Origin of the sequence: Providencia sp. PROV024, assembly GCF_032709665.1 — a bacterium.
Taxonomy (GTDB): domain Bacteria; phylum Pseudomonadota; class Gammaproteobacteria; order Enterobacterales; family Enterobacteriaceae; genus Providencia; species Providencia huashanensis.
Map to the genome: position 1 here is coordinate 1,994,357 of NZ_CP120545.1, position 25,120 is coordinate 2,019,476.

General features: G+C 40.7%; 21 protein-coding genes and 1 pseudogene. 12 read left to right on the forward strand and 10 right to left on the reverse strand.

The genetic code is table 11. From position 1 onward, the window contains the following. Positions 1-151 precede the first annotated feature (151 nt). The 4 genes from P3L56_RS09245 to P3L56_RS09260 all read right to left on the reverse strand — a co-directional run bounded on the left by P3L56_RS09245 (position 152) and on the right by P3L56_RS09260 (position 3,866). Positions 152-991 (reverse strand): siderophore-interacting protein, encoded by an 840-nt coding sequence (locus tag P3L56_RS09245; RefSeq protein WP_210831856.1) that lies wholly within the window; start codon positions 989-991, stop codon positions 152-154. Positions 992-1,392: 401 nt separating this feature from the next. Further along, the gene (locus P3L56_RS09250) at positions 1,393-1,572 is read right to left on the reverse strand and encodes a DUF2474 domain-containing protein (RefSeq protein WP_048607056.1); all 180 of its coding nucleotides are present in this window, start codon (positions 1,570-1,572) and stop codon (positions 1,393-1,395) included. Continuing rightward, a complete protein-coding gene (gene cydB, locus P3L56_RS09255; RefSeq protein WP_042843966.1) occupies positions 1,529-2,539 on the reverse strand; it encodes a cytochrome d ubiquinol oxidase subunit II in 1,011 nt (336 codons plus the stop codon). The genes P3L56_RS09250 and cydB overlap by 44 nt, the downstream gene beginning before the upstream one ends. Beyond that, on the reverse strand, positions 2,529-3,866 hold the full coding sequence (locus P3L56_RS09260) for a cytochrome ubiquinol oxidase subunit I (RefSeq protein ID WP_210831857.1): 1,338 nt from the start codon (positions 3,864-3,866) through the stop codon (positions 2,529-2,531). Before P3L56_RS09260 ends, cydB begins: the two co-directional genes overlap by 11 nt. A 227-nt stretch (positions 3,867-4,093) precedes the next feature. On the opposite strand from P3L56_RS09260, the gene P3L56_RS09265 reads away from it, so the two are divergent. Further along, positions 4,094-5,518, forward strand: a complete 1,425-nt coding sequence (locus tag P3L56_RS09265) for a PLP-dependent aminotransferase family protein (RefSeq protein ID WP_272686007.1) — start codon at positions 4,094-4,096, stop codon at positions 5,516-5,518. Positions 5,519-5,610: 92 nt separating this feature from the next. Beyond that, a complete protein-coding gene (locus P3L56_RS09270) occupies positions 5,611-6,177 on the forward strand; it encodes a HutD family protein (RefSeq protein ID WP_042843962.1) in 567 nt (188 codons plus the stop codon). Here the strand turns inward: P3L56_RS09270 and P3L56_RS09275 are convergent. Then, positions 6,174-6,785, reverse strand: coding sequence for a LysE family translocator (locus tag P3L56_RS09275; RefSeq protein ID WP_048607063.1), 612 nt, complete (start codon positions 6,783-6,785; stop codon positions 6,174-6,176). The genes P3L56_RS09270 and P3L56_RS09275 overlap by 4 nt on opposite strands. 171 nt (positions 6,786-6,956) lie before the next feature. On the opposite strand from P3L56_RS09275, the gene P3L56_RS09280 reads away from it, so the two are divergent. From P3L56_RS09280 to P3L56_RS09315, 8 genes and pseudogenes are all read left to right on the forward strand, one after another. Next, on the forward strand, positions 6,957-7,418 hold the full coding sequence (locus P3L56_RS09280; RefSeq protein WP_042843960.1) for an Lrp/AsnC family transcriptional regulator: 462 nt from the start codon (positions 6,957-6,959) through the stop codon (positions 7,416-7,418). A 784-nt stretch (positions 7,419-8,202) separates the two neighbouring features. Continuing rightward, positions 8,203-9,567, forward strand: coding sequence for a radical SAM protein (locus P3L56_RS09285; RefSeq protein ID WP_166684881.1), 1,365 nt, complete (start codon positions 8,203-8,205; stop codon positions 9,565-9,567). Beyond that, positions 9,560-10,237 carry a molecular chaperone gene (locus tag P3L56_RS09290; protein ID WP_131679970.1) on the forward strand — a complete coding sequence of 226 codons (678 nt, stop codon included), beginning with the start codon at positions 9,560-9,562 and terminating at the stop codon, positions 10,235-10,237. The genes P3L56_RS09285 and P3L56_RS09290 overlap by 8 nt, the downstream gene beginning before the upstream one ends. 32 nt (positions 10,238-10,269) lie before the next feature. Beyond that, positions 10,270-12,852: a molybdopterin-dependent oxidoreductase gene (locus P3L56_RS09295; protein WP_048607069.1), complete on the forward strand. Its 2,583-nt coding sequence runs from the start codon at positions 10,270-10,272 to the stop codon at positions 12,850-12,852. A gap of 13 nt (positions 12,853-12,865) precedes the next feature. Next, the gene (locus tag P3L56_RS09300) at positions 12,866-13,408 is read left to right on the forward strand and encodes a DMSO/selenate family reductase complex B subunit (RefSeq protein WP_042843955.1); all 543 of its coding nucleotides are present in this window, start codon (positions 12,866-12,868) and stop codon (positions 13,406-13,408) included. 11 nt (positions 13,409-13,419) lie between these two features. Continuing rightward, on the forward strand, positions 13,420-14,274 hold the full coding sequence (locus P3L56_RS09305) for a dimethyl sulfoxide reductase anchor subunit family protein (protein ID WP_181469238.1): 855 nt from the start codon (positions 13,420-13,422) through the stop codon (positions 14,272-14,274). A gap of 211 nt (positions 14,275-14,485) precedes the next feature. Continuing rightward, positions 14,486-16,609 (forward strand): annotated as a pseudogene (locus tag P3L56_RS09310) (TonB-dependent receptor family protein). An 18-nt stretch (positions 16,610-16,627) separates the two neighbouring features. Next, positions 16,628-17,773 carry an ABC transporter substrate-binding protein gene (locus P3L56_RS09315; RefSeq protein WP_210831753.1) on the forward strand — a complete coding sequence of 382 codons (1,146 nt, stop codon included), beginning with the start codon at positions 16,628-16,630 and terminating at the stop codon, positions 17,771-17,773. Positions 17,774-17,855: 82 nt separating this feature from the next. On the opposite strand, the gene P3L56_RS09320 is transcribed toward P3L56_RS09315, so the two are convergent. The 5 genes from P3L56_RS09320 to P3L56_RS09340 form a co-directional block, all read right to left on the reverse strand. After that, the gene (locus P3L56_RS09320; RefSeq protein ID WP_210831754.1) at positions 17,856-19,676 is read right to left on the reverse strand and encodes a CocE/NonD family hydrolase; all 1,821 of its coding nucleotides are present in this window, start codon (positions 19,674-19,676) and stop codon (positions 17,856-17,858) included. A gap of 4 nt (positions 19,677-19,680) precedes the next feature. Further along, positions 19,681-20,994 carry a YfcC family protein gene (locus tag P3L56_RS09325; protein ID WP_272686006.1) on the reverse strand — a complete coding sequence of 438 codons (1,314 nt, stop codon included), beginning with the start codon at positions 20,992-20,994 and terminating at the stop codon, positions 19,681-19,683. A 127-nt stretch (positions 20,995-21,121) separates the two neighbouring features. Continuing rightward, positions 21,122-21,844 (reverse strand): IclR family transcriptional regulator, encoded by a 723-nt coding sequence (locus tag P3L56_RS09330; RefSeq protein ID WP_042843951.1) that lies wholly within the window; start codon positions 21,842-21,844, stop codon positions 21,122-21,124. A 268-nt stretch (positions 21,845-22,112) separates the two neighbouring features. Then, positions 22,113-22,541, reverse strand: coding sequence for a DMT family transporter (locus P3L56_RS09335; RefSeq protein ID WP_166684884.1), 429 nt, complete (start codon positions 22,539-22,541; stop codon positions 22,113-22,115). Positions 22,542-22,545: 4 nt separating this feature from the next. Then, positions 22,546-23,022: a DMT family transporter gene (locus tag P3L56_RS09340; protein ID WP_166684885.1), complete on the reverse strand. Its 477-nt coding sequence runs from the start codon at positions 23,020-23,022 to the stop codon at positions 22,546-22,548. 112 nt (positions 23,023-23,134) lie between these two features. On the opposite strand from P3L56_RS09340, the gene P3L56_RS09345 reads away from it, so the two are divergent. Both P3L56_RS09345 and P3L56_RS09350 read left to right on the forward strand, forming a co-directional pair. Continuing rightward, positions 23,135-24,052: a LysR family transcriptional regulator gene (locus P3L56_RS09345; protein ID WP_210831877.1), complete on the forward strand. Its 918-nt coding sequence runs from the start codon at positions 23,135-23,137 to the stop codon at positions 24,050-24,052. Between the two features lie 53 nt (positions 24,053-24,105). Next, complete coding sequence (locus P3L56_RS09350; RefSeq protein ID WP_042843946.1) at positions 24,106-25,083, forward strand: Gfo/Idh/MocA family protein; 978 nt, start codon at positions 24,106-24,108, stop codon at positions 25,081-25,083. The last annotated feature ends 37 nt before the right edge of the window (positions 25,084-25,120 follow it).

The following is a 25,120-nucleotide window of genomic DNA, read 5'->3' on the forward strand; positions in this document are numbered from 1 at the left end:
GATGGGTATGTTATAACATAACATTAATGGCAATGAAAAGTGTTTTAACGTCATTTTTAAGCGATGCAATAAAATGGTGGCGTTTGTGAATGACAGTTTGGTGGGGTAGATAAACTCGCTTATTAGGGCTAATAAGCGAGTAGAGGGGGTTTTAATCGTCTGGGTTATCCATTACGGCGTGGCGTTCATGATGGTAACCTTCTTCATCATAGCCATGACGCCAGTATGGGATAGCATAAATATCGTCACGGCCAAAACCCTTTTCACGACGAATAAAACGGCGTAAATCACGAATTATTTGGTCTTCTCCGGCAATCCAAAAAGCAGTATCACTGGTTGGAATGTCCCATGATTTAAAAGTAGAGATTAACGCATCCGTTTTAGTGATATCACCACAAATCCAAATAATTTCAACATGTTGTGGTTTTTCTAATTCACGAATATCTTCTTGGCTATCTAACCGTAAAACAACTTTACCTTGTGCATCTTTAGGCATTTTTTCTAGTAATGCGGCAATGGCTGGTAATGAGCTAGAATCCCCAGCCATAAAATAGTGTTTTCTAATAGGTAAGAGTGGGTCTGGACCACCAGGATTGGTGATCCCCATCCAATTACCCGGCTTTGCATCCCGAGCGAAAAGATAAGCGGGGCCTGTCACGCCATCATGCATTGCAAATTCAATATCAATTTCTTTTATTTCAGGACGAATAGCACGCACACTATAGGTTCTCACAAATGGGCGGGGCTCATTTTCTGGCCAACTACGACCTTTTTCTGTTAATACAGGTAATGCTGGCTGGCTTTTTAAATCAGGAGCGAGAAAAATTTTCAGATGCCCACCTTCACAACCTGTAGGATAAGCACTGAGTTTTTCTCCGGTGAAGGTAATGCAACGGATAGAAGGGCTGACATCCCTAATCGATTTAACTTGGATAAGCTGTGGTGGAGCCGGGCGGTAGATATTTTTTTCAACGGGTTGTTCGGTAGCCACGGACAATCTCCTATGTTAATGATAATTTTATTATATGGTAATTATTATCATTATCATGAATATGCCGAAAAGTTGCAATACATAGTCTATGATTGTGGGGAGGATTTTTGTGTTTTATTAACCGGTAGTCAATTGAGTGATTGATCTGTACTGATAGCCGCCACTTAAGGAATAGCGATGGGATGAGTATTCAGCAGGGGTTAATCGATAAATCAGTAAAATAAAGCGGTATAGTATGGTCGTAAGAATACATTTGAAGGCATGAAAAATTGACTGAATATGTAAAAAGGTACTTTGTTACGTTGTAACGTTTAGGCAATGAACTCTTTTGACTCACTGAATGCACTCAGCGTATTTATAAAATATGCCGTATATAAACTATACGGCATTCAATAGGTTAACTACTTCACTTTCATTCCGGCGGCGGTCATCATTAACTTAAATAGATAAGAGAATGCGAATAACGCGAATACACTCCCTAGCCAAATGACCGCCATCCAACCAAGTTTTTTCCACCAAGGTGAGGCTATCACGTTATCAGTGGTAGCCTTGGTCTGGGGTAATTTTTCCTCTGAAGACATAGTAACTCCAATAGGTATAAACCAAAATAACGGGAATAATGAATAATGCACCAACGAGCATAAAGCCCAAGCTTTCCGGTGGACCAGCGGCTTCACGGAAGCTAATTACTGGCGGAATGAGCGTTGGCCAAATACTGATCCCTAGGCCAGTAAAACCAAGGAAAATCAGTAAAAGTGCCGCCAAGAATGGCACGCTATCATGTTGCTGGCGTTTAGCACTCTTTAAGATCAACCAAGTGCAGCCTAATACTAGTAATGGAACAGGTAAAAAGAAGAATAGGTTAGGGAGTGAGAACCAACGGTCAAACACAGCTTCATTTAACATTGGCGTCCATAAGCTAATGATTGCAATAACAGCTAACATCAGTAAGGTTAATGGGCGCAGGATACGATACATGGTACGGCGTAGGTGGCCTTCAGTTTTCATGATTAACCAGCCACAAGCGAGCAACGCATATGCCACGACTAAGCCAAAACCACAAAATAGTGGGAACGGCGCAAACCAATCAAAATAGCCCCCCATGTAAACGCGGTTTTCAACATGGAAGCCTTGAATAAATGCCCCGACAACCACACCCTGTACAAATGTGGCGAAAATAGACCCCCAAATAAAGGCATGATCCCAATGTCGACGGTGCGATTCGTCTGCTCTAAAGCGGAACTCAAAAGCAACACCTCGGAAAATCAACGCTAATAACATGAAGGTTAAAGGGATAGAAAGAGCATCTAATACAATTGCATAGGCGAGTGGGAATGCACCAAATAAGGCGGCACCACCTAAAACCAGCCAAGTTTCATTGCCATCCCATACGGGGGCAACGCTATTCATCATCAAATCGCGGTCTTGGCTATCTTTCAGGGCTGGATACAAGATCCCTATACCTAAATCGAAGCCATCCATTACGATATACATCAACATACTAAATACAATGATGACAAACCAAATGAGAGGTAAATCAATGCCCATGAGTTGCGTCCTCCGCGATACCTTTACGAATTAATTTCATCATGTACATGTAACCGATACCGAATACACTGCCATAGACGATAAAGAAAGCGATTAGGCTAATACTCATGTGCATTTCACCGTGTGCACTAACAGCATCAGCGGTTCGCTGTAACCCATAGACAACCCATGGTTGGCGGCCTATTTCTGTGGTAAACCACCCTGCAAGAATAGCGATTAAACCAGAAGGTGCCATGAAGAAAATAAAACGTAAAAATGCTTTTGACTCGTAAAGGTTTTTACGATAACGCAGCCATAGCCCCCACACGCCAGCAACTATCATTAACAAGCCTAGCCCGACCATGACGCGGAATGACCAAAACACCATAAACACATTTGGCCTATCTTCTGGTGCATATTCTTTTAACGCTGGCACTTGTTTATCAATGCTGTGTGTTAAAATTAAACTTGCCAGATAAGGGATTTCGATAGCGTATTCCGTTTTTTCTTTTTCTTGGTTGGGGATACCAAATAAAATAAGCGGCGTCGCTTCACCGGGTTTGTTTTCCCAATGGCCCTCCATTGCAGCAACTTTAACTGGTTGATGTTTCAATGTATTTAAGCCGTGTGCATCACCAATCAAAGCTTGAACGGGGGCTAATACCAAAATTAGCCACAGTGACATGGAAAACATCTTTTTCATGGCACTGGACTTGTTACCTTTTAGTAGGTGCCATGCAGCAGAAGCACCGACAAAGAAAGCTGCCGCAAGGAATGCTGCGGTTGTCATGTGCAGTAGGCGATAAGGGAAGGATGGATTGAAAATAACGGCCAACCAGTCAACGGGTACAATACGACCATCAATGATTTCAAAGCCTTGTGGCGTTTGCATGAAGCTGTTAGATGCTAAGATCCAGAATGTTGAGATAATGGTTCCGAGTGCGACCATGCAAGTCGCAAAAAAGTGAAGTTTTTCACCCACACGGTTCATACCAAACAGCATTACACCAAGGAAACCCGCTTCTAAGAAAAATGCAGTGAGGACTTCATAAGTTAGTAATGGCCCAGTAATACCGCCTGCAAAATCAGAGAAGAAGCTCCAGTTAGTCCCAAATTGATAAGCCATTACCAACCCAGAAACGACACCCATTCCGAAATTAACCGCAAAAACTTTTGACCAAAAATGGAACAGCTTTATATAGTCTTCATCACGAGTTTTAAGCCATAAACCTTGAAGCACAGCGAGGTAACTCGCTAGCCCAATCGTAATGGCGGGAAAAATAATATGGAACGAGACCGTAAACGCAAATTGAATACGGGCGAGTTCCAACGCACTTAGTCCAAACATATTGACCCCTGAATGGAAATGTTAATGGCACGCCCATTTAAAGCTTTGGTGATAACAATCGAAGCGCTTATCCCTAGCAAAAAATCGTTAACGCCGGAATACAGCTAAAAATGTTTTGTGCTTATAGTTAAAAAAAGTCAGGTGAATGTGTGGATAAGTAGAACATGAGACGATAAACTATAATAGTAACAATTATTGAGAAATTAACTATAACAGTTGAGGCGGCTATGACGAGATATGAACAGTTAGCAGCGCAAATTCGTCAACAAATTGAAGACCATATCTGGCAAGTTGGTGACAGATTACCTTCACTTAGGGAAAGCGTTAAGCAATCAGGTCTGAGTTTAATGACCGTGGTACAAGCCTACCAATTACTCGAAAGCCAAGGTTGGGTCGTTGCTCGCCCGCAATCAGGCTACTATGTGGCTAACCGTAATAATTCATTTGCTGCGGCAAAGGGAGGAAAAGGGCTACATTTAAATGAGAATGTAGAGATTAACGCCTCTATTTTTGGTGTGCTACAAGCTTGTAAGGACCCTGATATTATCCCATTTGGCTCCGCATTTCCAGACCCCGCCCTGTTAGATGAACCAAAGCTTGCTAAATCGCTAGCTTCAGTGGCAAGGCGCTTATCAAAATTTAATACACCAGCGAACCTTCCACCGGGGAATGAGCAATTACGGCGTAATATTGCCCAACGTTATGCCACTCAAGGGATCCACGTTGCACCCGATGAAATTGTCATTACAGCTGGGGCGATGGAGTCCTTAGTTCTTAGCTTACAATCAGTTACGCAACCAGGGGACTGGGTTGTTATCGAGTCTCCAGCATTTTATGGTTCTTTACAGGCGATAGAACGTTTAAAACTCAAAGCAATAGCTATCAAAACTGACCCTATCTTTGGTATCGACCTAGATGCACTTGAAGAGATAGCGAATAAATACCCAATTAAAGCCTGTTGGTTAATGACTCACTATCAAAACCCCCTTGGCGGTACGATGCCACAGGCTAACAAAAAGCGCTTAGTTGATATTCTCAATAAACACCAAATTGCGTTAATTGAAGATGATGTTTACGGTGAACTCTATTTTGGCAATAAACAACCCATCCCTGCTAAGGCTTTAGATACCAAAGGTAATTTCTTCCATTGCTCTTCATTTTCCAAATGTTTAGCGCCGGGTTATCGGGTTGGCTGGGTTGCGGCTGGTCACCACGCGACAAAAATTCAACATTTACAAATGATGAGCACAGTTTCTGCCAGTGTACCGACTCAATTGGCGATTGCTGAGTATCTTTCTCTGGGCGGTTATGACAATCATTTGCGTAAACTGCGGCAAACTATGGAGCAACGTCAACATCAGATGCTCGGGGCCATAGCAAAATATATGCCGGCTTCAGTAAAAGTTAATATGCCTAAAGGCGGGTATTTTTTGTGGTTAGAATTTGAAGCACCTTTTAATGCTATTCGTCTTTATCAATTGGCTCTTAAAGAAGGGATCAGTATTGCGCCTGGTAGTATGTTTTCAACGAGCGAGCAGTTCAATCATGCATTTCGTCTGAATGCTTCATTTACATGGAACGAGCAAGTAGAAGAGGCCATGAAAACTTTAGGTCGTTTATGTCACTATTTAATTAATGAGAGGCGCGAATAGTCACATTATTGTTGTTAATTCATTGCCTTGAGAGACTAACTTTGCCAATCTAAGCTAAAACCACAAGTACCAATGGCAGCATAGGGGGTAATGTGAAAATAAAATGTTTTGATATGACGGAGTTACCTATCCTTGATTGGAATGATGGCGGGGGGTTTAGCCAAGAGGTTTTTTGCTGGCCTGTCGCATCGGATTACTCTTTACGTGCAAGTATTGCAACGATTAATAAAGATAGCTACTTAAAACGCTATGCCGAAGGCGAAAGGCTAGCTATCTTGCTTAATAAACAGCCGCTTTCATTAACCGATAACAAGGGTGTTGAATATCCACTAGGGCAAGTGGGTGACAGTATTCAGTTTTCTGCTCAGCAGTATTGTGCAGTTAATATAAAGCAACCCTCAACTCAATTATTGAATTTTATTTTTCGACAAGATAGGTGGAGCGTTAAAAATTATTTAGTGACTGAAAAACGTAGGTTACCGGCAAACCAAGCAGGTCTTGTTTATGTACTTGAGGGCCAGTGGGAGGTTTTTGGTGGAAATTGTAACATAATGGCAAAGGGGCAAGGGGGCTGGTGGCTTCCTGATATCGGTGAAGGGGAGGTTAAGCCACTTAGCACCGATAGCAAATTAATTTGGATTGAGTTGTTGCCTCACTAGCTGGTTGCTAAGCCAATTGCAGCAAAAGTCAGCATTCCCCCTGCAACACCTTCGGTTATGCGGCGTTTTTTATCATTATAAGTTTGCTTGTTATGCATGGACGCAAATAATGCTCCGATCACACCGTAAATAACAATACAAGAAAAAATAAAAGTGGCAGACAAGATCAACGATTGAATAGCAACACTTTCATTTAATTGGATAAAATTAGGTAAGATGGCGAAGTAAACTAAGAGACCTTTAGGGTTGAGAAAGCTGGTCAAAAAGGCTTTGCCGATGATTGATTTTGTCGAGGCTGTTTTAATGCATATTTCACGTGTTCTGATGGCTGATAGCAGCATACAAACCGCGAGATAAGCCACATACGCGACACCTACCCATTTAATTGTATGGAAAATGGCTGGTGAGGCAGCAACAATCGCTGATAACCCTAATGCGGCAAGTATAGCATGGGTCATATAGCCCATAATAATTCCTAAATTAGCTTTCCAAGCAGCAATGGCTCCGCCGGAAAGGCCTTGAGCAGAAATAAACAGCAGATCAGGTCCTGGTGTACATACCAGAGGGATCACAGTTGCGCTAAATAACAGCAAAGTTTGTAACTCCATTTGAATACCTCATGTTGATTATTTTTATTTAACACAACTGGCCAGTCGCAATAAAATTATAACTATGTATCGATAGTGTTGGGTTTTTTTATTGCTTGTAAAGCGTTAATTTTTGATATTAAATATCAAAAATTAACTTAAAAATAGCACTCAGATTCAATAGGTGAAAATATGGTAAAACTTGATGCCATAGATAAACATATTTTACGGGTTTTACAACGAGACGGTAAAATTCAAAATATTGAATTAGCTAAAGAAGTTGGGCTTTCCCCTTCTCCTTGTTTACGCAGAGTTAAATTATTGGAAGAAGCTGGGGTGATAAAACGTTACGTTGCGGTGCTTGATGGCGCTAAGATTGGGGCGGGGTTATCTTTATTTGCGCGTATTTGGTTTAAAACGCAGGATGCTCACACCATCAATCAATTTGTCCAAGAGATAAAGCAAATGCCAGAGGTTGTTGAATGCCACTTAATGGCAGGGGAATGTGATGCGCTTGTCCGTATTGTGACACATGATCTTGCATCATATCGCCGTTTCCATGCCGACCATCTGACACAAATTAATAGTATTCAAAGTATTAAGACTGAAGTGCCAATGGAAACAGTTAAAGTGACTTATGCATTACCATTATGACAGTATCGCTAATCGTTTATTGTTGTTTTATCAATTTTGTTGGGGCACATTCAGTTAGCTCTACAGTGTTATCAGGTAAGTAAAAATAGCCTGATTTCCCCATTTTTTTGATTTAACAATTAAAATAGTGGGCATAATATGCCTTGTATCAGGCATTATGGCGGTTGTGACGAATCAATAATAGTAACCGATATATTATTTAGTATTTTAAGAAAAGACAATAAGTAAAATATAAAATAAAATTTTTATTTATTAAATATTGTTTAACTATGGGTAGGTGATATTTAATTATATTTTGAAAATTAATTTTACAAATTGAAATATAATTATTGATTTTAATATATAGAGAGAAAAGTTATGGTGAAATAGTAGCGTTGTTGTTTAGTGTGAGAATGTGAAATGTACTTATTTATATATCGGTTCGTTTTTTGATTAGGTATTTGGCTCAATAATAGTAACTGTTGGGTTTATAAATCAATACTACTGATAGCGTAATCTAATTGCTTGATATGTCAGTAATGAAATGGTTTTTTTTTGATCCTGCGCAACATCATTTTATATCCCTTCCTTATACTAGTATTAATCAAAAAAATATAATGCGAATATTTCTTATTTAATGAAGTTAGTAATTCTCAGTTTATTTCAATAACACGAATGTAATTATTGGCACGGCTTTGTTCTGTTATCAGTTTGCCAGTGAATTAGATGGTTATTATATTTCTTTATTCGAATTATGAAGCTCAAATTTTAAAGAAACTATTCGTCAGTAAATTGAAGGAAAACTATGATTTATCCGATTACTGATAGGCTGTTGCCTACCATCAATAACGCTGAGTTTAAGCGTTATGCTATGCGTTATTTGGATATTGAGAGACAAACACAGCAAGCTATTACTCAATATGGGCTTAGTTTTGAACCTGCTTTTTCACAGCAAAGTGAGATAAACCAGCTTAAACAGGATATTAAAGCACTAGGTGCATGTTTTGCGAATAATGGAAAGAGTATACATAGTCATTGGCTATCGAGTGCTTGTGTGCAGTGCCGCACAGGGGAAGGGAGTTACACCACATTTTTATCATTAAAATGCCACCGCGACTGCTATTTTTGTTTCAATCCTAACCAAGAGAACTACCAAGGTTTTCAACATGAGATGAGGGACGCTGTTGGCGAAGTTGCTGCAATTGCAGAGCAAGAATACCCGCTAACACATATTGCTTTAACGGGAGGTGAACCATTACTTTTCCGCCAAGAGAGCATTGCGTTTTTCGCAGCAGTTCAACAGAAATTACCTCAGGTTCATAGCCGCTTATATACAGCTGGTGACCCATTAGACCGTAGCACAGCGGTAGCCTTAGCAAACGCAGGCCTTAAAGAAATTCGCTTTAGCATCAAAATTGATGATGCAGAAGAACGGATTGAGAAAGTTTTACACCGCATTGAATTAGCAAGAGAAATTTTCCCGACGGTGATGGTGGAGATGCCGGTTATCCCAGGCACTGAGCCGCAAATGTACAAGTTACTCATGCGGTTAGATGATATTGGTATAGATGGGATTAACTTATTGGAATTTTGTTTTCCTTTAACAAATAGTGACGCTTACCAATCACGGGGCTTTCAACTTAAAAACCCCCCTTATGAAGTGTATTACAATTATTGGTATGCAGGTGGGCTTGCTGTCTCCCAAAGTGAATTAGCTTGTTTGCGTGTGGTTAAATTTGCATTAGAACAACAGCTATCACTTGGTGTGCATTATTGTTCCTTGGAGAATAAACACACAGGTCAAGTATACCAAAGTAACGCATTTTTTCGGCAACATGCTCAGCTTATTGGGCAACATTATCTATTTTCATCTCGCGATTATTTTTATAAAAGCGCCAAAGTATTTGGTGATGACCGCCCACAAGTAGCAAGACTATTAAAACAAGCGGGAATTTCTTATCACGAAGAGTTGTTGCACGGCTTTTTGCAGTTTAATCCCGAATCTATTTTGTATTTAACTTCCCTCGTTGATTTACCCATCGCACTCACCTCACACATCATTGAGCCTGATGAGCAGGGCAACCCTTTAATTAAAGAAGTGAAGGTTGAATTAACGACACCAACTCAATTTTTATTGGCCGATTTGCATGAAGGTTCCTGTAATGAATAACATCCCAACATTTGATTATCTCTATGCGCGTCAATTTGCTTATGACGTATTAAGACGCTTATTAATAGAAGAACCTACCCCTGAGTTATTAAATTATTTGGATAATACGGGGTTGGCATTATTCCCTTGTGATGAAGCATTACCCGCGATGAAAAATGCAATTGAGGAAATGGGAAAAGATTTACAGTCACGGACGTTACAAGCAAACGCGGATAGTTTTGAAGATTTACATTGGGATTTTACCCGCTTATTTATTGGCCCAGAAGCGCCTCCGGCGGCACCATGGGAGTCTACTTATGTCTCCCGTGACAAATTGTTGTTTCAAGAAAACACATTAGCTGTAAAAACCTTTTATCAAAAATATGGGTTCCAATTACCTGAGGGTGACATGGAGGCAGCAGATCATATTGGGTTTGAGTTAGATTTTATGTGGAATTTAAGTCAACGCATTGTTGCGATTGCCGATGTTGGAAATGAGCTAGGCGAAGACGCAAAAAAATTATTGCTAGGGTCATCTGCATTCTTAGATACGCATCTTTTAGCATTTATTACCCCGTTTTGCCGTGCAATGCATAACCATGCAGAAACCTTATTTTATCGCCAATTAAGCTCACTTTTAGAGCTTTTTTTGCGCAACGACCTTAAAAGAATCAATGAATTAGTTAATTAATAATAATAAAGCAAAGTGAAGAGGTAAGAGCAATGTCAGAAAGACAGAAAGTAGCCTTAAGTCGTCGTTCATTTTTAGCATGGACATCGGCGGCATCAGTGATGGCTACGTTGCCGCTAAGTAAACGACTTTATGCTGCAACACCAGAAGAGGAAAAAGCCGTTGCCCAAGCAACCGACGCTGTCACTCAAGGAACATGGAAGCCCGTGGCATGTTGGCATAACTGCGGTGGTCGTTGTGTCAATAAAGCCCTCGTCGTTGAAGGTGTCGTTGTTAGGCAAAAAACAGATGATGTGGTAGCGGACTCACCTGACTTTCCACAACAACGAGGCTGTTTACGTGGGCGTTCTCAACGTAAACAGGTATTCGGCGCCGATCGATTAAAATACCCAATGAAACGTAAAGGTTGGGCTCCCGGAGGGGGAGATAAAAGCTTGCGTGGGCGTGACCAGTGGGTACGTATTAGCTGGGATGAAGCACTTGATATTGTTGCGTCAGAAAGCAAACGCATCAAAGAAAAATATGGTAATGAATCCATTTGGATCACAGGCGGCAATGGTGTTGATATCCAAAATGTTTATGCGAAAGCGGGTGGATTTGTTGGCGACTGGGGAACAACATCATGGGGAGCATGGTTTGAAACACCAGCCCATTTAGGGTTGTTAGAAGGTTTTTATACCTTTGGTACCAATGATCGCTTTGATATGCGTAATTCACAATTGATTGTTATGTGGGGGGCAAACCCTGCGTGGAGTAGCCCTGGTAGCCCAACCTATAACTACTATCAAGCAAAAAAAGCAGGAGCTCGGTTTATTTGTATCGACCCAAGCTATACTGCGACAGCGGAATTAATGGATGCTGATTGGTACCCTATTAACCCGGGTACTGACCACGCTTTAGCGTTGGGCATCATGTATGCTCTATTGGAAATGGACAGCCAAGATAACCCATTAATTGATTGGGATTTCTTGCGCCGTTGTACGGTTGGTTTTGATGAAACTAATATGCCAGCAGGGGCTGATCCAAAAGGTAATTTTAAAGATTATTTATTAGGTACGTATACAGGGGAGCCGAAAACACCTGAATGGGCATCTAACATTTGTGGGCTATCCGCTACAGATATCCGTAAATTGGCCCGTGAAATTGGTGGGACAAACCGAGTGGCACTACTTACTGGCTGGGCTCCAGCTCGTGTTCATAATGGAGAAGGTTGGGTACAAGCATTCTCAACCTTAGGTTTTATGACAGGGCATATGGGTAAACCGGGGCGTATGACAGGAGTAAGCTGCCATTTTGCGGCAGGGAATAACGGTACTCGCTTAGTGATGGCTGGCGACAGTGGTTTACCGGCGGTGCCAAACCCAATTAGCCTGAAAATTAACCATAATGAACTCAACCGTGCATTATTAGAGAAAAAATTCCGTCAACGCGGTGTGGGTGATGTAAACGCTAACATTCAAATGATTATCCACCCATTTAATGCCACACTGCAAACACGCGCCAATATTTCGCAGAGTATTGAAGCCTACCGTAAAGATGTGGAATTAGTGGTAACAGCAGCTTATGTTCCACACACTTGCGCTAAATACTCCGATATTGTACTGCCAGTAACTACCGAATGGGAGCGCGAAGGGACCATATTAAATCCAAGCAACCGCGAAGTTATTATTGCCGCGGTTAATGTGACCCCACCTCTTTATGAAGCGAAAAGTGACCAATGGATTGCCAAAGAAATCGGAAAACGCCTTGGCATTAATGTCGATGAAGTATTCCCTGTTTCTGAGAAACAGCAGTTCTTCAATAAGCTTAATGGTGCAACAATTATTGGTGAAGATGGTAAAACCACTGAGCCATTGCTGACAATTACCCAAGCAGACATTGATGAATGGCAAGTGACAGGCAAACCTCAGCAAGGTCGCATTACATTGAATGAGTTTCTTACCGTTGGGAAATATCAAGTTAAACGAACTAAAGGTGATAACTATGGTTATATCGCCTATGAAGACTTTATTCGAGACCCTGAAGGGAATCCGCGCCCAACGCCAAGTGGTAAATTTGAAATTTATTGCCAAACATTGGTAGAAAAAGCGGATGAATGTGGTTGGACAAAATTACCTCCGATCCCTGAGTACATTCCTTCAGCAAATGGCTATGAAGCTAGCTTTAAGGATTTCTCTAAAAAAGAAAAAGGGGATTATCCATTCCAAATCTATAACCCTCATTATTTACGCCGTTCACACAGTACCCTTGATAATGTGCCTTGGTTACGCGAGCAGTGGCCTAGCCCAATTTACATCAATGCGTCGGATGCAAAGCGCCTAGGAATTAAGCATGGTGAAACGGTGTTAGTTACAAGCCCACAAGGGAAAATTGTACGTCCAGCATTGGTTACCCAAACGATGAAACCAGGAGTGGTTGCATTACCTCATGGTAGTTGGACGAATGTGGATGAAAAAACAGGGATAGATATGGCAGGGGCTGATAATACGCTAACGATCCAAGTACCAACGGGTCTTGGCACATCAGGTTGGAACACCATGCTGTGTAATATCGAGAAATGGCATGGTGATCAATTAGTTCCAGATGCTGCTATTCCACAGCGTATTATTTTTTAGGGGGCAATAAGAAATGGATAAACAAGTCGGATTTTATATAAACGTTGCTGCCTGTATTGGGTGTAAAACCTGTGTAGTAGCTTGTAAAGACAAGAACGACCTTGAGGTTGGGCGTAATTTTCGCCGAGTATATGACGTTGAAGTTGGGGAATACCCGCGGCCTCGTCTCTGGCATTTATCAATAGCTTGTAATCACTGTGATGACCCTCAGTGCGTCAGTCATTGCCCAACAACGGCAATGCATAAACGTGAAGAAGATGGGGTTGTGTTGGTCGATCACAATAAATGTGTTGGATGCCGCTATTGTACTTGGGCTTGCCCATATGAAGCACCACAATTTGATGCGAGTATTGGCATGATGACCAAATGTGATACCTGCATCGACCTGCGTGAGAAAGGGGGAAACCCTATGTGTGTGGATTCTTGCCCAATGCGTGCCATTGAATTTGGCTTAATCAGTGAATTGCGCAAAAAATATGGCACAAATGCGGATATTGATGGGTTACCAAGCTCATCAATCACGAAGCCGAACCTTGTTGTCGGCACGAAAGGATAAGGAAAACTATCATGCATGAATTTCCATTGGTGATTTTCACCTTATTTATGCAGGCCTCAGTGGGCTGCTTGGTTGTTGCATTAATCTGTTATTTCCGGGTACTTGGCGGGGGAAATGATATTCAGAATGTTCAGTTTATCAAACGACCTGTTTTAGCCAGTTTTGTTTTAGGCTGCGTTGGGTTACTCGGTTCGTTATTTCACATGGGGAACCCTCTGCACATGTTTTACACTATGCTGCACGTGTCGACCTCATGGATGAGCCGTGAAGTTTGGGCGACTGCAATTTACATGGGGTTACTATTTTTTAGTGTCGCTTTACTTTTACTGAAACAAAAAGCGAATGCTGCATTACTGGTACTGAGTGCGATTGCTGGCTTGATGTATATGTATGCGATGTCAGCGTTATATGCCAATACATTATTTAACTTATGGAATGGTTTATTCACTTACGCGAGTTTCTTCGGCGCGGTATTACTGGTAGGCGGTGTTGTTGCTGCACTTTTGCTGGTGGGGTCTTTGCGCCGAAGTGCGAAAGAAGAGCAGGTACAACGAGTGGTTAAAATTACCTTAGGGCTAGGTATTATGGGGATACTACTTATGTTATTAGGGGCTTTATCGCTGCTTGGTAATATAGGTGAGCCGATTTACCTCGGTATGACCCAGCGTGAAATGCCAGAAGGGCTACTGAGTTTAAGCCTTGTTCGTGTAGTGCTAATCGCATTAGGCATACTATTTGTTGGCCGCTTGCTGTGCCAAAAGACGGGGCAAAATACCAACGCTACGGTTGTGATGTCTTTGGCCACGCTGTGTATTTTTGCCGGTGAGGGTGTTGGACGAGTGGTATTTTTCTCACTTGGTGGTTAATTTATCATCATATTAATCTAAAATCCGAAGGTGAGCTCCTTCGGATTTTTTTTTATATGCTTATGTGCATTTTAGTACAGCAAAAACTAAATTATGATTGTAAAAGTGGGTTATTGACAAATTAATTACCAAAAGTGAGTAAATTATGTTGATTGTTATTAATGATTATAATTATCATTATCGCTCTTAATTCTCTTTTAGCTCATCGGTTATGAAATTAAAAACTCGCAAATTACTTACCCCCCTCGCAATTTCTACTGCTCTGATATCTCATTACGCTGTTGCGGCTGATAATACAAAGAGTGACCAAATCACAGTTACGGGCAATTGGCTCGAAAATACACAAGACAGTGAAGTGGTATTTAATCATCCCGGCGCTAGAACGGTAAAAACACAATAACAAATAAAAGAAACTGGCAGTGAAACAATCGCAGATGCATTAAAAGGGATCCCAGGTGTACAAGTTCGTGAAAGTAATGGAACCGGTGGCAGTGATGTTTCTTTGAATGTGGGAGTCCGTGGGTTAACTTCGCGTCTTTCACCACGCTCAACTATTTTGCTTGATGGGATGCCATTAGCCGCAGCACCTTATGGCCAGCCGCAGCTTTCTATGTCCCCATTATCTTTGGGAAGTATTGAATCTATTGATGTCATACGCGGAGGGGCTTCGGTACGTTATGGGCCACAAAATGTAGGGGGAGTGATTAATTTTGTGACTAAGCCTATCCCTAAAGATTTTGGTGGCGGTGTATCAGTACAGACGCAGGGTGCCAAAACAGGCGGGTTAAAAACATTAGTGGATGCCTCGCTAGGGGGCTCTAAAGCGGATGATTCTGCTGGGGCAATTTTGCTTTATTCGGGTTTACACGGGCAAGGTTACCGTAAAAGCAATGATAACACGGATATTGATGACCTCATGCTGAAAACGCGTTATGCCTTAACAGATAACGATGAATTATTAGCTAATTTTCATTATTACCGTGCAATGTCGGGTATGCCCGGAGGCTTGACCCAAGCTGAATATAATGCTGACCCATTCCAATCAACACGGCCTTATGACCGTTTTGAAGGTAATCGGCAGGATCTGTCATTGAAATACAAGCACGAAGTAGATGACAAACAATTTGAATTGATGACTTGGTTTAGCAAAAGTTACCGGGGGAGTTATATAGAAAGTGACCATAAAGAAAAAGCGAATGAAAGGCGCTTAGTGTCTTACCCTCGTCATTATACTGCTTATGCGATTGAACCAAGTTACTCGCAATTATTCCGTTTTAATGATATTTCCCATGAGGTTACCATTGGTTATCGTTATTTAAATGAAACGGCAGATGAAAAAGCGTACCGCTCAAATTGGTATCAAGCGGGGAGCCAAAGCACTCGCCCTGATACCAATAATTATTATCAGCACACGTCTGGGGGAACAGAAGCCCATGCGATTTATTTGGATGACACTATCGATGTTGGTAATTGGACGCTTATTCCCGGAATTAGATACGAAAATATTAACATTCATTTAGACGATAGCTTTAAAGAACAACATCGCAGTAAACGTTATAGTGAACCACTTCCTGCACTAGCTGTGATCTACCATATTGATGATGAATGGAAGTTATTTGCCAATGCCAGCACATCATTTGGGAGTTTGCAATATTTCCAATTGAATACTAAAGGGGTCGGTAACTCGCCTGCGAATGGGTTAAGTGCAGAAAAAGCGCATAATTATGAAGTAGGTACTAAATACGACAATACCGCCTTGTCCCTTGAAGCAACATTATTTTATATCGATTTTGATGACCAATTATTATACGTTGAAAATACAACGGGTTGGACGAACCTAGGTGCAACAACACACCAAGGTGTCGAGTTAGCCGCGAGGTACAACTTATCTGACCTTACTGATGTACTTGAAGGCGCGAGTGTTTACAGTACCTATACCTACACTAAGGCGGTGAGTAAGAAAGGGAACTTTGCTCATAAAGATTTACCTTTTTATTCACGCCAAGTATTCACCGCAGGTGGCCGTTACGAAACGGGGAATTGGGTTTGGAACTTGAATACTTATGCGCAATCAACCCAAGAGTCACCAGGCACAACAGACCAATATGTTACTAAACCAAGCGTGGATGGCCGTTATGGGACTATCCCAGGTTATATGGTATGGGACGCTCGCGGTGAATACCATTTTGGGAGAAGTTTGTCTGATTTAACGCTATCCGCTGGTATTAAAAATTTATTTGATCAAACCTATTTCACACGCTCTACGGATAACAATTATGGCATTTATGTTGGGCAGCCGAGAACTTACTACGTTCAAGCGTCTGTGAAATTTTAATGAATATAAGGCAAAACAATGACTGGTAGACAAACTATCAAAAAATTGGGTGTAATTCTTAGCGTCGTTAGCCTATTTTTTGCGGCTACAAGCATGGCTGCACCTACTGTGGTCACGGATATTGCAGGTCGGGAAGTCACGGTGAATGTGCCAGTATCCCGTGTAATGTTAGCGGATAGCCGTGTCTTGGTAGCACTGAATATACTACACCCCAAAACGCCATTAAAAGGGGTTATTGCTTGGGATGACGCGTTAATAAAAAAAGCACCTGACCTAAGTGTTGCATATAGCAAAAAATTCCCAGAACTCAAAAAGATCCCTGTGTTTCCTAACCCATACACTACTGATTTCAGCGTAGAAAAAGCGCTAGTTGCTCAACCCGATTTATTGATTTTTGATATTGGCTTGAAAAGCAAGCTAACAGAAAGCGGGACGTTATCATTATTGGAAAAAAGCGGTTTACCTGTCATTTTTATCGATTTTAGACAATACCCACTTAAAAATACTATGCCGAGTATGACGATACTCGGGCAAGTATTTGGTGAGGAGCAGCAGGCGAAGGAATTTAACCAGTTTTATCAACAAAAATTGGGGTTAATTCGTTCAAGGGTCTCCTCGATTGATAAAGATAAACGTCCAAGTGTATTTATTGAAAGGGCCGCTGGTATTTCAGGGGTTGATTACTGTTGTAAAACCTTTGGTAATGGTAATTTTGGTGAGTTTGTTGAAACAGCAGGGGGAAATAACCTCGGTTCACAATGGTTTAGCATTGGCATGGGTGGGGAAATTAGTGAGGAGCAATTAATCCACAGCAACCCAGATTACTATTTGATGACAGCCGCTGATTGGGATAGTACCCGTAAAGGCAGCGCTTCAGTACCATTGGGTTATACAGGGGATAAACAAAAGTCTCTAGCGCGACTGAACAAGCTGATGGAACGCCCTAAGTTTCGTTCGTTAGCGGCATTTCAAAACAAACAAGTATTAGCACTATATCAACAATATTATGATACTCCATTTAATATTATTGCAGTGGAGGCGATTGCGAAGTTTATCCATCCGGAGCTATTTGCGGATCTTGATCCCCAAGCCGATAGCGACTATTTACACCAAACTTTTACCGTGCTAGATGGTGACGGTGTATTTTGGGTACAAGCACAATAGGCGATGACCATGTTTTACCTGCTTTAGTGTTATCAAATAACTAAAGCAGGTAACGGAATACATTAACTATTATTGAAAACGATTAACGTGGTTTAATAACAGGTAATACAATTTTTGATGGGTGTTCGCTCGAAATATGTATGCTATTGCGGGCTACTTGTAATTTCCTATCACCTGCAATCATTTCCCCCGTATTGGTATTGAAATCATATTTGGGGAAATTACTGCTTGAGATATCTAACCGGATACGGTGGCCCTTGGTAAAGCGGTTAGCACAAGCAAATGGTTTTATCTTCACTTCAACAATTTGCTCCGGTATGAGTAACTGTTTTTGTTCATAGCCATTACGAAAGCGGCAACGTATGATGCCATCGGTGATATTCATTGCATACCCTTGTGGGTAATCATCACTTGGTGGGTAAACATCGATCAGCTTTGCTGTAAAGTCGGTATCCAGGGCATCACTACTGATCCATAATGAGACTTCAATATCCCCAGCTAAGCATACCTCTTCTTGTAATTCTTCCGTTTCAAATACCAGTACATCAGAACGAGATGCAAGGGGGAGGTTATTTCCTTTGCTACCAAAAAACTGCGGTAATTCACGCTGATCAAATGCACCGCCCCAAAATATGGGTTGCCCAGATGTTAAAGCCCCTCCAATTGTCGGGACGGGGTGTTTAGGGTCATAACAATAGGATAAAGACACTGTTTCAGAGTGTTTTTCATGGCGTAATGAATTGTCGGGCCATAAATAAAAAGCTGTAGGCTTAATATTGGGCAGCGGCCATTGGTGATGGGTTAGCCACTGGCCACCATGCTCTAAACGCCCGTTAGTATTACGTTTACCCGAACCTCCCCCCATCATAAAAATAGTTACATCCTCATGGGGGCAGTCAGTTGTATTACCTTGTAAGTGTTCTTGGAACCAAGATAAACGGCAAGATAACCAATCTTCGCTTACATTGCGGTCAAATGTTGCGATATCACCAAACTCGACATCACCACTGTGGGTGATATTACGATCCCCATGTAACCAAGGCCCCATGATTAATTTTTGCGGGGATTGTTTCTTGGTGACAAATGCACGGTAATTATCTAATGTGGAACTGACATAGGCATCATACCAGCTGGACATGAATAGTACTGGGATATCAGGTATTTGGTCATAATATCCTTCCGCATAAATACCTATTTTCTGCCAATAATCTGTAAAACACTCTTCTTCCCACTGCTCAAACAAGTAGGATTCATATTCAGGGACATGTTTTAGTAAGGTATGTCCTTGATGCCATGGCATTGCAGCAAACCAATCATGAATATTTTCTTGCTCAAGTGCTGCTGATATTTTAGCCGATTGTTGCGCTAATGGACTTAATTTTGCTTGCTTAAATGCCCAAGTAGCTTGTTTAAGTTCAAATGCGCCTCCTTGGCGGATCCCACACTGAAAGGCATTGGCAAAACCGCCGGAATCTAACACCATAGTTAGCAAACCTGGAGGGTTCAAACAAGCCATTGCCAATTGCGTGTGTGCGGCATATGAGAGGCCCATTGAACCTATTTTCTTATTGCTCCAAGGTTGTTCCATGATCCATTGTAATGTGTCGAAACCATCCTCGGCTTCATTAATGTATTTAGTGAATACTCCTTCAGAGTCATAGCGCCCACGGCAATCTTGAAATATCACAATAAACCCGTGGTTAACGAAATACTGGGCCATCTCTTGGCGTGTAATTTGATGTCCAGAAGCCGTTTTTTCTGAGCGTGAAGGTGCAGTTTTATCGTAAGGTGTACGCTCAATAATAACAGGGTAAGCTGCTGATAATTTTCCCTGAGGAAAATAAACATCAGTAGAAAGCGTGATCCCATCGCGCATTGTTACGCGGTAATTCTTCATATCCATCCTGCTAATACCCTATGGTTACTGCTATGGTTAATAAGCCAATTCCGACTGCCATAAAAATTAAAAATAGAGGAAAAATGTATTTTGCCCATGTCGTCCAACTTACCCCTGCGGTAGCTAAGAAGATGAGTAGCCCACTGGATGTTGGTGTGATCATATTGGTTAATCCATTGCCCATTAAAAACGCAAAGACGGTTGTTTGTGGCGAAACGCCTGAAATTTCCCCTACTGGACCTAAAATTGGCATAGTAACGGCGGCTTGACCTGATGTGGAAGGGATGGCGACATCCAGTAATAACTGCGAAAGGAACATGCTATATGACGAGATATAAGCACCATGGTCGCCAACTAAACCAACTAGTTGATGAATAATGGTATCGAGAATTTTCCCTTGTGAAAGAATAATTTCAACGGCGGTAGCTAGGCCAATTAAGACACCCGCAATCAGCACTTTTTTCATCCCGCTGACAAAGGCATCCGCCGCTGCACTGGCGGTTAAGCCGCTACAAAAAGTGAGAATGACACTTAAAAATAAATAATAAGCAGATAAATCATTATTTTTCCAATGCCAGCGATTAGACGCATAAACTAAAAATGCCACGCCAATCGCTAAAACAATGAGCATGAGTTTATGGCGGCGGGTTAACTGACTTGATTGGACATGTTCTTCGACAACATAAGAAGTTAATGTTGTCTTACGAATGCTATAGAAAACAAATAAGATCCCTAAAGTAATAAACACAAAGTAGGCTGCAACCCGCATACTGAGGCCGCTAAACACAGGTAAGCCAACGAGCGGTTGTGCAATAGATAAGGCATATGGGTTAGTAATTGATGCCAAATAACCCACTTTGACAGCGATAGCGATAATAGCAAGACCGATGAGCTCATTAAGCCCGACACGCTTCATTAAGGCAATAACCATCGGGATCACTAAAAGATACTCTTTAGCTAACCCCATAAAGGTACTACCCATAGAAAAAACAATCATTAAAAAAGGGATTAAGAGGTAAATATTGCCACGAGTGACATGCAGCAACCTTTCTAAACCTGACTCAATCGCGCCTGTTTTATTGAGAATACCAAACATACCACCAATAAATAGCACCATATAAATAAGTGGGGATTGTTTAATAATTCCTTCAGGAATGGCTTTGAATAGCTGAAGTAGGCTGACAGGAGCCGCTTCATTTTCAGCCGGTTTTTCTATTCCCAATACTTGGTCAACAGTTACTTGTTTTGTGATGGTTTGGTAGGAACCTGGAATGACCTTTTTACCCTCGCGTTCATACTGCCCTGAATTAACAAAGTAAGTCATTAAAAAGCAATAACAACAATGGTTAACATCACTAAAACGGGGTTCATTTGCCAGCCAGGAGATGGTGATGGGCTGTGTATTGTGGTTTGTGTTGGTTGCATGGGTGTTATCTCTTTTATTGTATTAATTATAAGTGGTAACCGAGTTGCCTCGAAATACGTTGAGTCGCTTGGAGTAATTGCTCCGTCATATTGTGTTCTTTTTCATCAGAAAAGCGGCTAAGAGGAAGGCTGATACTGAGTGCTGCAATGCATTCGCCCTGTTGAGAAAAAATAGGGGCGGCAATAGCACCTATTCCCGCCGTTAATTCCCCGCGTGTAATGGCGAAACCCCGTGCCCGTATTTCGTCAAGGGATTTGGTCAGGGAGGCATTTTTTTCAACAAAGGGCGCCTGCACAGTGGTAGGAGCATAGGCGAGTAATACTCTTCCTGAGGCACCTGAACCGAGTGGGCGGCGGTTACCAGCTTCACTGCGAACTTGTAGTGACTGCCCTGAAGCTTTATGAAGAACTTGCAAAATTTCATGGTGATCACGTATACGCAGTTGAATGTTTTCATCAAAAAGTTGGCGTAGATGTTCAGCTTCAATATCAGCTACTTGGATATAGTTGATTTGCTGGCGAGCACAATTTCCTAAGCTTAATAATTGATGACCCAAATGATAGGTAACAGGGTTATCATTTTTTTGTACAAAATCACGATGCTCCAATGTGCATAATAGCCTGTATACTTTAGATTTATTCATTCCAGATAAGCGAGCTAGCTCACTTAATCCAAGGTTATTTTTCTCACCTAATAACATCATCAGTAATAAAGCATCATCAACAGCCGTCACAATATTGTCTTTCATGATTGCCTCACTTGGTTTGTACAGTAAACCACTGGTTTATATAATAAAATTAGCATGGGGAATAACTAAAAATGATTCAAGAGAGTTGTTAATAAATTGTGAGGTGGATTAGGTTTTTGAAAATGAATTTAGCGTGTTAGAAAGCGTATTTAATAATTGATTTTTTATATAAAACAATTGGTTAATTTCTATTTGGCAAATAAAGAAAGCGGATGGCTATTCAAGTAAAAAACAAAATAAACAGAGATAAAAAACCTTAAAAAGTAATTTAATTGGTTCGCCTGATAAAATGAATGGATACACCACCAATAATTAATACAACGCCTATTAATTGTAAGTAGACATTTTGACTATGTGCGCCATTTACAAGGTCAATCACTAAGCTTGAAATCATTTGGCCGCAAATAGCCAGTATTGAGGTGAGCATGACACCAAGCAATGGTAGAACATAGCTATTAATGATAACAAAAAACGCACCAATGATACCGCCAATGAATGCAACTAACGGGATCTCATTGAAATTAAACAGGTATGTTTTAAAAATGAGCACCATGATAGTGAGAAACAAAAAACCAACAAAGTGGTTGATTAGTGAACTGTAGAACGCATTATGTTGTTGAGCTAATTTGCCATTTAATGTGCGGCTAATAACAATACAAATACCATTTAGTAATGCGATAAAAGTATATATACTCATTTTATTATTTTCCTATAATTAACAAGCTACAGCCTGTTATTAATAATGTACACATCAGAAAGTCACTAACTGTAATTTTACGTTTTATCACACCAAACCAGCCCATAGTGTCTACTAACAAACCGAATATAATTTGGCCGGTGATCATTAAAATAATGCTTCCCGCAAGTGATAGTGGGCTATTAACGGTTATTGCTGCCAATAAAACGGTAAAGCCCCCAGGAATACCACCTAAATACCAAATCATTTTCCCTTTTTTTATGACTTGTGACTGAACTTGTTGTTTTCTTACTTGTTGTTTCCTTTTTTGTAAGTAAAAAAAATAAATAACGAGTGAAAATAATGTTCCGATGCCATGAGTAAGCCATGATGCTGTCAATGGTGTTGTAAAGCGGGCTAGGTAACTATTTGCCATGATCATCAATGACAGTAAAACCCCAGAGGCTAAGGCAAGAAAAGATAGAATATATTTATTTTTCATAATGATATGTCTTATCGCGTAAACATTGTATTTCTGTAGCGATAAGGTATGCTGTTTTTTCTTTGGTATCAAGAAAACACACTGTTTCCTTTTGGTTGACAATGGGGTATCTATGGATATGAATGCATTTCCAGTTTTGATTGCAGTGGCTGATAGTTTAAGTCTGACTAAAGCGGCAAATTCATTAAATATGACTAAATCGGCGGTAAGTAAAACAATTCAAATCGTCGAAGACAAACTGGGAATAAAACTTTTCCATCGTACTACTCGAACGGTAAGTTTGACGGAAGCGGGGGCTGTATATATTCGTTATATTCGACAATCTTATCAATTCGCGGTTATGGCAGATGATATTGCCGCTAAATTTAGTGATAAAATAACAGGAACTCTGAGGGTTTCAGCTCCAATGTCTTTTGGCACTTTACACTTAGCTAAAGTTCTCCCCCAGTTTATGCAAAGATACCCTGAGCTTAATGTTGAGTTATCTTTTAATGATAAAGTAGTAGATTTAATTAGTGAGGGATATGACCTAGCTATTCGTATTGGTGCGTTGCCTGATTCGTCCTTAATTGCGCGTAAATTATCCCCTTGCCATAGTCGGCTGTATGCATCGAAATCTTATCTGGCGAAATATGGTTCTCCCCAAAAAGTCGCCGATCTTAAAGGGTATAATTGTTTGTGCTATTCATTTTACCAAGCAGGGCAAGAGTGGGTATTTTACCAAAAAGGGAAAAAATATAGCCATATACCAAAAGGGTCTTTTCGTGCCAATAATAGTCAGGCACTAATCCAAGCCGTATTAGCGGATATAGGTATCGCATTGTTACCTTATTTCATTACGGCTATAGGTGACAATAACCATCAATTAGTTCCTTTATTGGGGAATTATCAATTACCTGAGCACAATATCTATGCGGTATATCCTGCAAAAGAATACTTACCACGAAAAGTCTCAGCATTTACCGAGTTTTTAATTGAACAGTTTGGAAAGGGGAGTCAGTATCAAAAATTAATCGAAGGGATTTCTTAATTGTGATGCTCTGTGGCAGAATAAAATTTACTCTTCTTATATAGGTAACGTAGATGAAAATAGCGCTGATTGGTTCAGGTAAAATAATCATGATGGCTCTTGATGCGCTAACGCAGGTGCAAGGGGTAGAATTGGCCGCATTATGTGTTAGGGCTGAAAGTATTGAAAAGGGGGAGTCAATCTGTCAACAATTTGATATAGCTAGCTTGTATACGGATTACGAAAAACTCTTACAACAGCCGGATATTGATGTTGTATATATTGGGCTTCCAAATCATCTGCATTACAAATATACCTATGATGCGTTGATGGCAAATAAGCATGTTATTTGTGAGAAACCTTTCACGCCAGATTGGGAACAGTTGCAGGAGTTAATTTCTTTATCACGTCAAAAAGGTTTATATCTATTCGAAGCTATTACATCAATACACACACCTGAATTTCATTTTATTAAGCAATATATTGATAAAATAGGCGAAATAAAAATAATTCAAGGTAATTATTCACAATATTCAAGCCGATATAATGATTATTTACAAGGCCATATTCATGCTGCATTTGACCCCAAACAAGCAGGTGGAGCACTGTATGATATCAACCTTTATAATATTTATCTGTTATCCGCATTATTGGGGGCTCCAGAGAAAAGCCAATATATTTGCAACAAAGGGTATAATGGGATTGATACTTCAGGTGTATTAACGGCCTATTTTTCTACTGCGGTAGCTACTTGTGTTGGCGCTAAAGATTCAGCAAGTCCAGGTTATTTTATTATTCAAGGGACGAAAGGCTATATTCGTGTTATTGGCGCACCAAGTCTTTGTGAATCAGTTGAGGTGTGTATTGATGGGGACATCACAACGGTTTCTCGGGATAGGGCAATTAATCATATGGTTTACGAATTTGCGTTCTTTCGTGATCAGATTGCCTCCAATAAATTAACGACTTGCCAAGAACTGCTAGAATTGGCATTAACCGTCTCGAAGATACTGAGTCAATCAAAACATGATGTAGGCTTAGTATTTGAGTAACCTACTTTTAGGTTGCTTTTTATACCTCGGTGTATGA

What these genes read in the sequence shown, in the direction of transcription:
- P3L56_RS09250 (WP_048607056.1), bottom strand. Translation starts at nt 1,572, where the DNA reads ATGTCTTCAGAGGAAAAATTACCCCAGACCAAGGCTACCACTGATAAC.
- cydB (WP_042843966.1), bottom strand. Translation starts at nt 2,539, where the DNA reads ATGGGCATTGATTTACCTCTCATTTGGTTTGTCATCATTGTATTTAGT.
- P3L56_RS09260 (WP_210831857.1), bottom strand. Translation starts at nt 3,866, where the DNA reads ATGTTTGGACTAAGTGCGTTGGAACTCGCCCGTATTCAATTTGCGTTT.
- P3L56_RS09265 (WP_272686007.1), top strand. Translation starts at nt 4,094, where the DNA reads ATGACGAGATATGAACAGTTAGCAGCGCAAATTCGTCAACAAATTGAA.
- P3L56_RS09275 (WP_048607063.1), bottom strand. Translation starts at nt 6,785, where the DNA reads ATGGAGTTACAAACTTTGCTGTTATTTAGCGCAACTGTGATCCCTCTG.
- P3L56_RS09280 (WP_042843960.1), top strand. Translation starts at nt 6,957, where the DNA reads ATGGTAAAACTTGATGCCATAGATAAACATATTTTACGGGTTTTACAA.
- P3L56_RS09285 (WP_166684881.1), top strand. Translation starts at nt 8,203, where the DNA reads ATGATTTATCCGATTACTGATAGGCTGTTGCCTACCATCAATAACGCT.
- P3L56_RS09290 (WP_131679970.1), top strand. Translation starts at nt 9,560, where the DNA reads ATGAATAACATCCCAACATTTGATTATCTCTATGCGCGTCAATTTGCT.
- P3L56_RS09295 (WP_048607069.1), top strand. Translation starts at nt 10,270, where the DNA reads ATGTCAGAAAGACAGAAAGTAGCCTTAAGTCGTCGTTCATTTTTAGCA.
- P3L56_RS09300 (WP_042843955.1), top strand. Translation starts at nt 12,866, where the DNA reads ATGGATAAACAAGTCGGATTTTATATAAACGTTGCTGCCTGTATTGGG.
- P3L56_RS09305 (WP_181469238.1), top strand. Translation starts at nt 13,420, where the DNA reads ATGCATGAATTTCCATTGGTGATTTTCACCTTATTTATGCAGGCCTCA.
- P3L56_RS09315 (WP_210831753.1), top strand. Translation starts at nt 16,628, where the DNA reads ATGACTGGTAGACAAACTATCAAAAAATTGGGTGTAATTCTTAGCGTC.
- P3L56_RS09320 (WP_210831754.1), bottom strand. Translation starts at nt 19,676, where the DNA reads ATGGATATGAAGAATTACCGCGTAACAATGCGCGATGGGATCACGCTT.
- P3L56_RS09325 (WP_272686006.1), bottom strand. Translation starts at nt 20,994, where the DNA reads ATGACTTACTTTGTTAATTCAGGGCAGTATGAACGCGAGGGTAAAAAG.
- P3L56_RS09330 (WP_042843951.1), bottom strand. Translation starts at nt 21,844, where the DNA reads ATGAAAGACAATATTGTGACGGCTGTTGATGATGCTTTATTACTGATG.
- P3L56_RS09335 (WP_166684884.1), bottom strand. Translation starts at nt 22,541, where the DNA reads ATGAGTATATATACTTTTATCGCATTACTAAATGGTATTTGTATTGTT.
- P3L56_RS09340 (WP_166684885.1), bottom strand. Translation starts at nt 23,022, where the DNA reads ATGAAAAATAAATATATTCTATCTTTTCTTGCCTTAGCCTCTGGGGTT.
- P3L56_RS09345 (WP_210831877.1), top strand. Translation starts at nt 23,135, where the DNA reads ATGGATATGAATGCATTTCCAGTTTTGATTGCAGTGGCTGATAGTTTA.
- P3L56_RS09350 (WP_042843946.1), top strand. Translation starts at nt 24,106, where the DNA reads ATGAAAATAGCGCTGATTGGTTCAGGTAAAATAATCATGATGGCTCTT.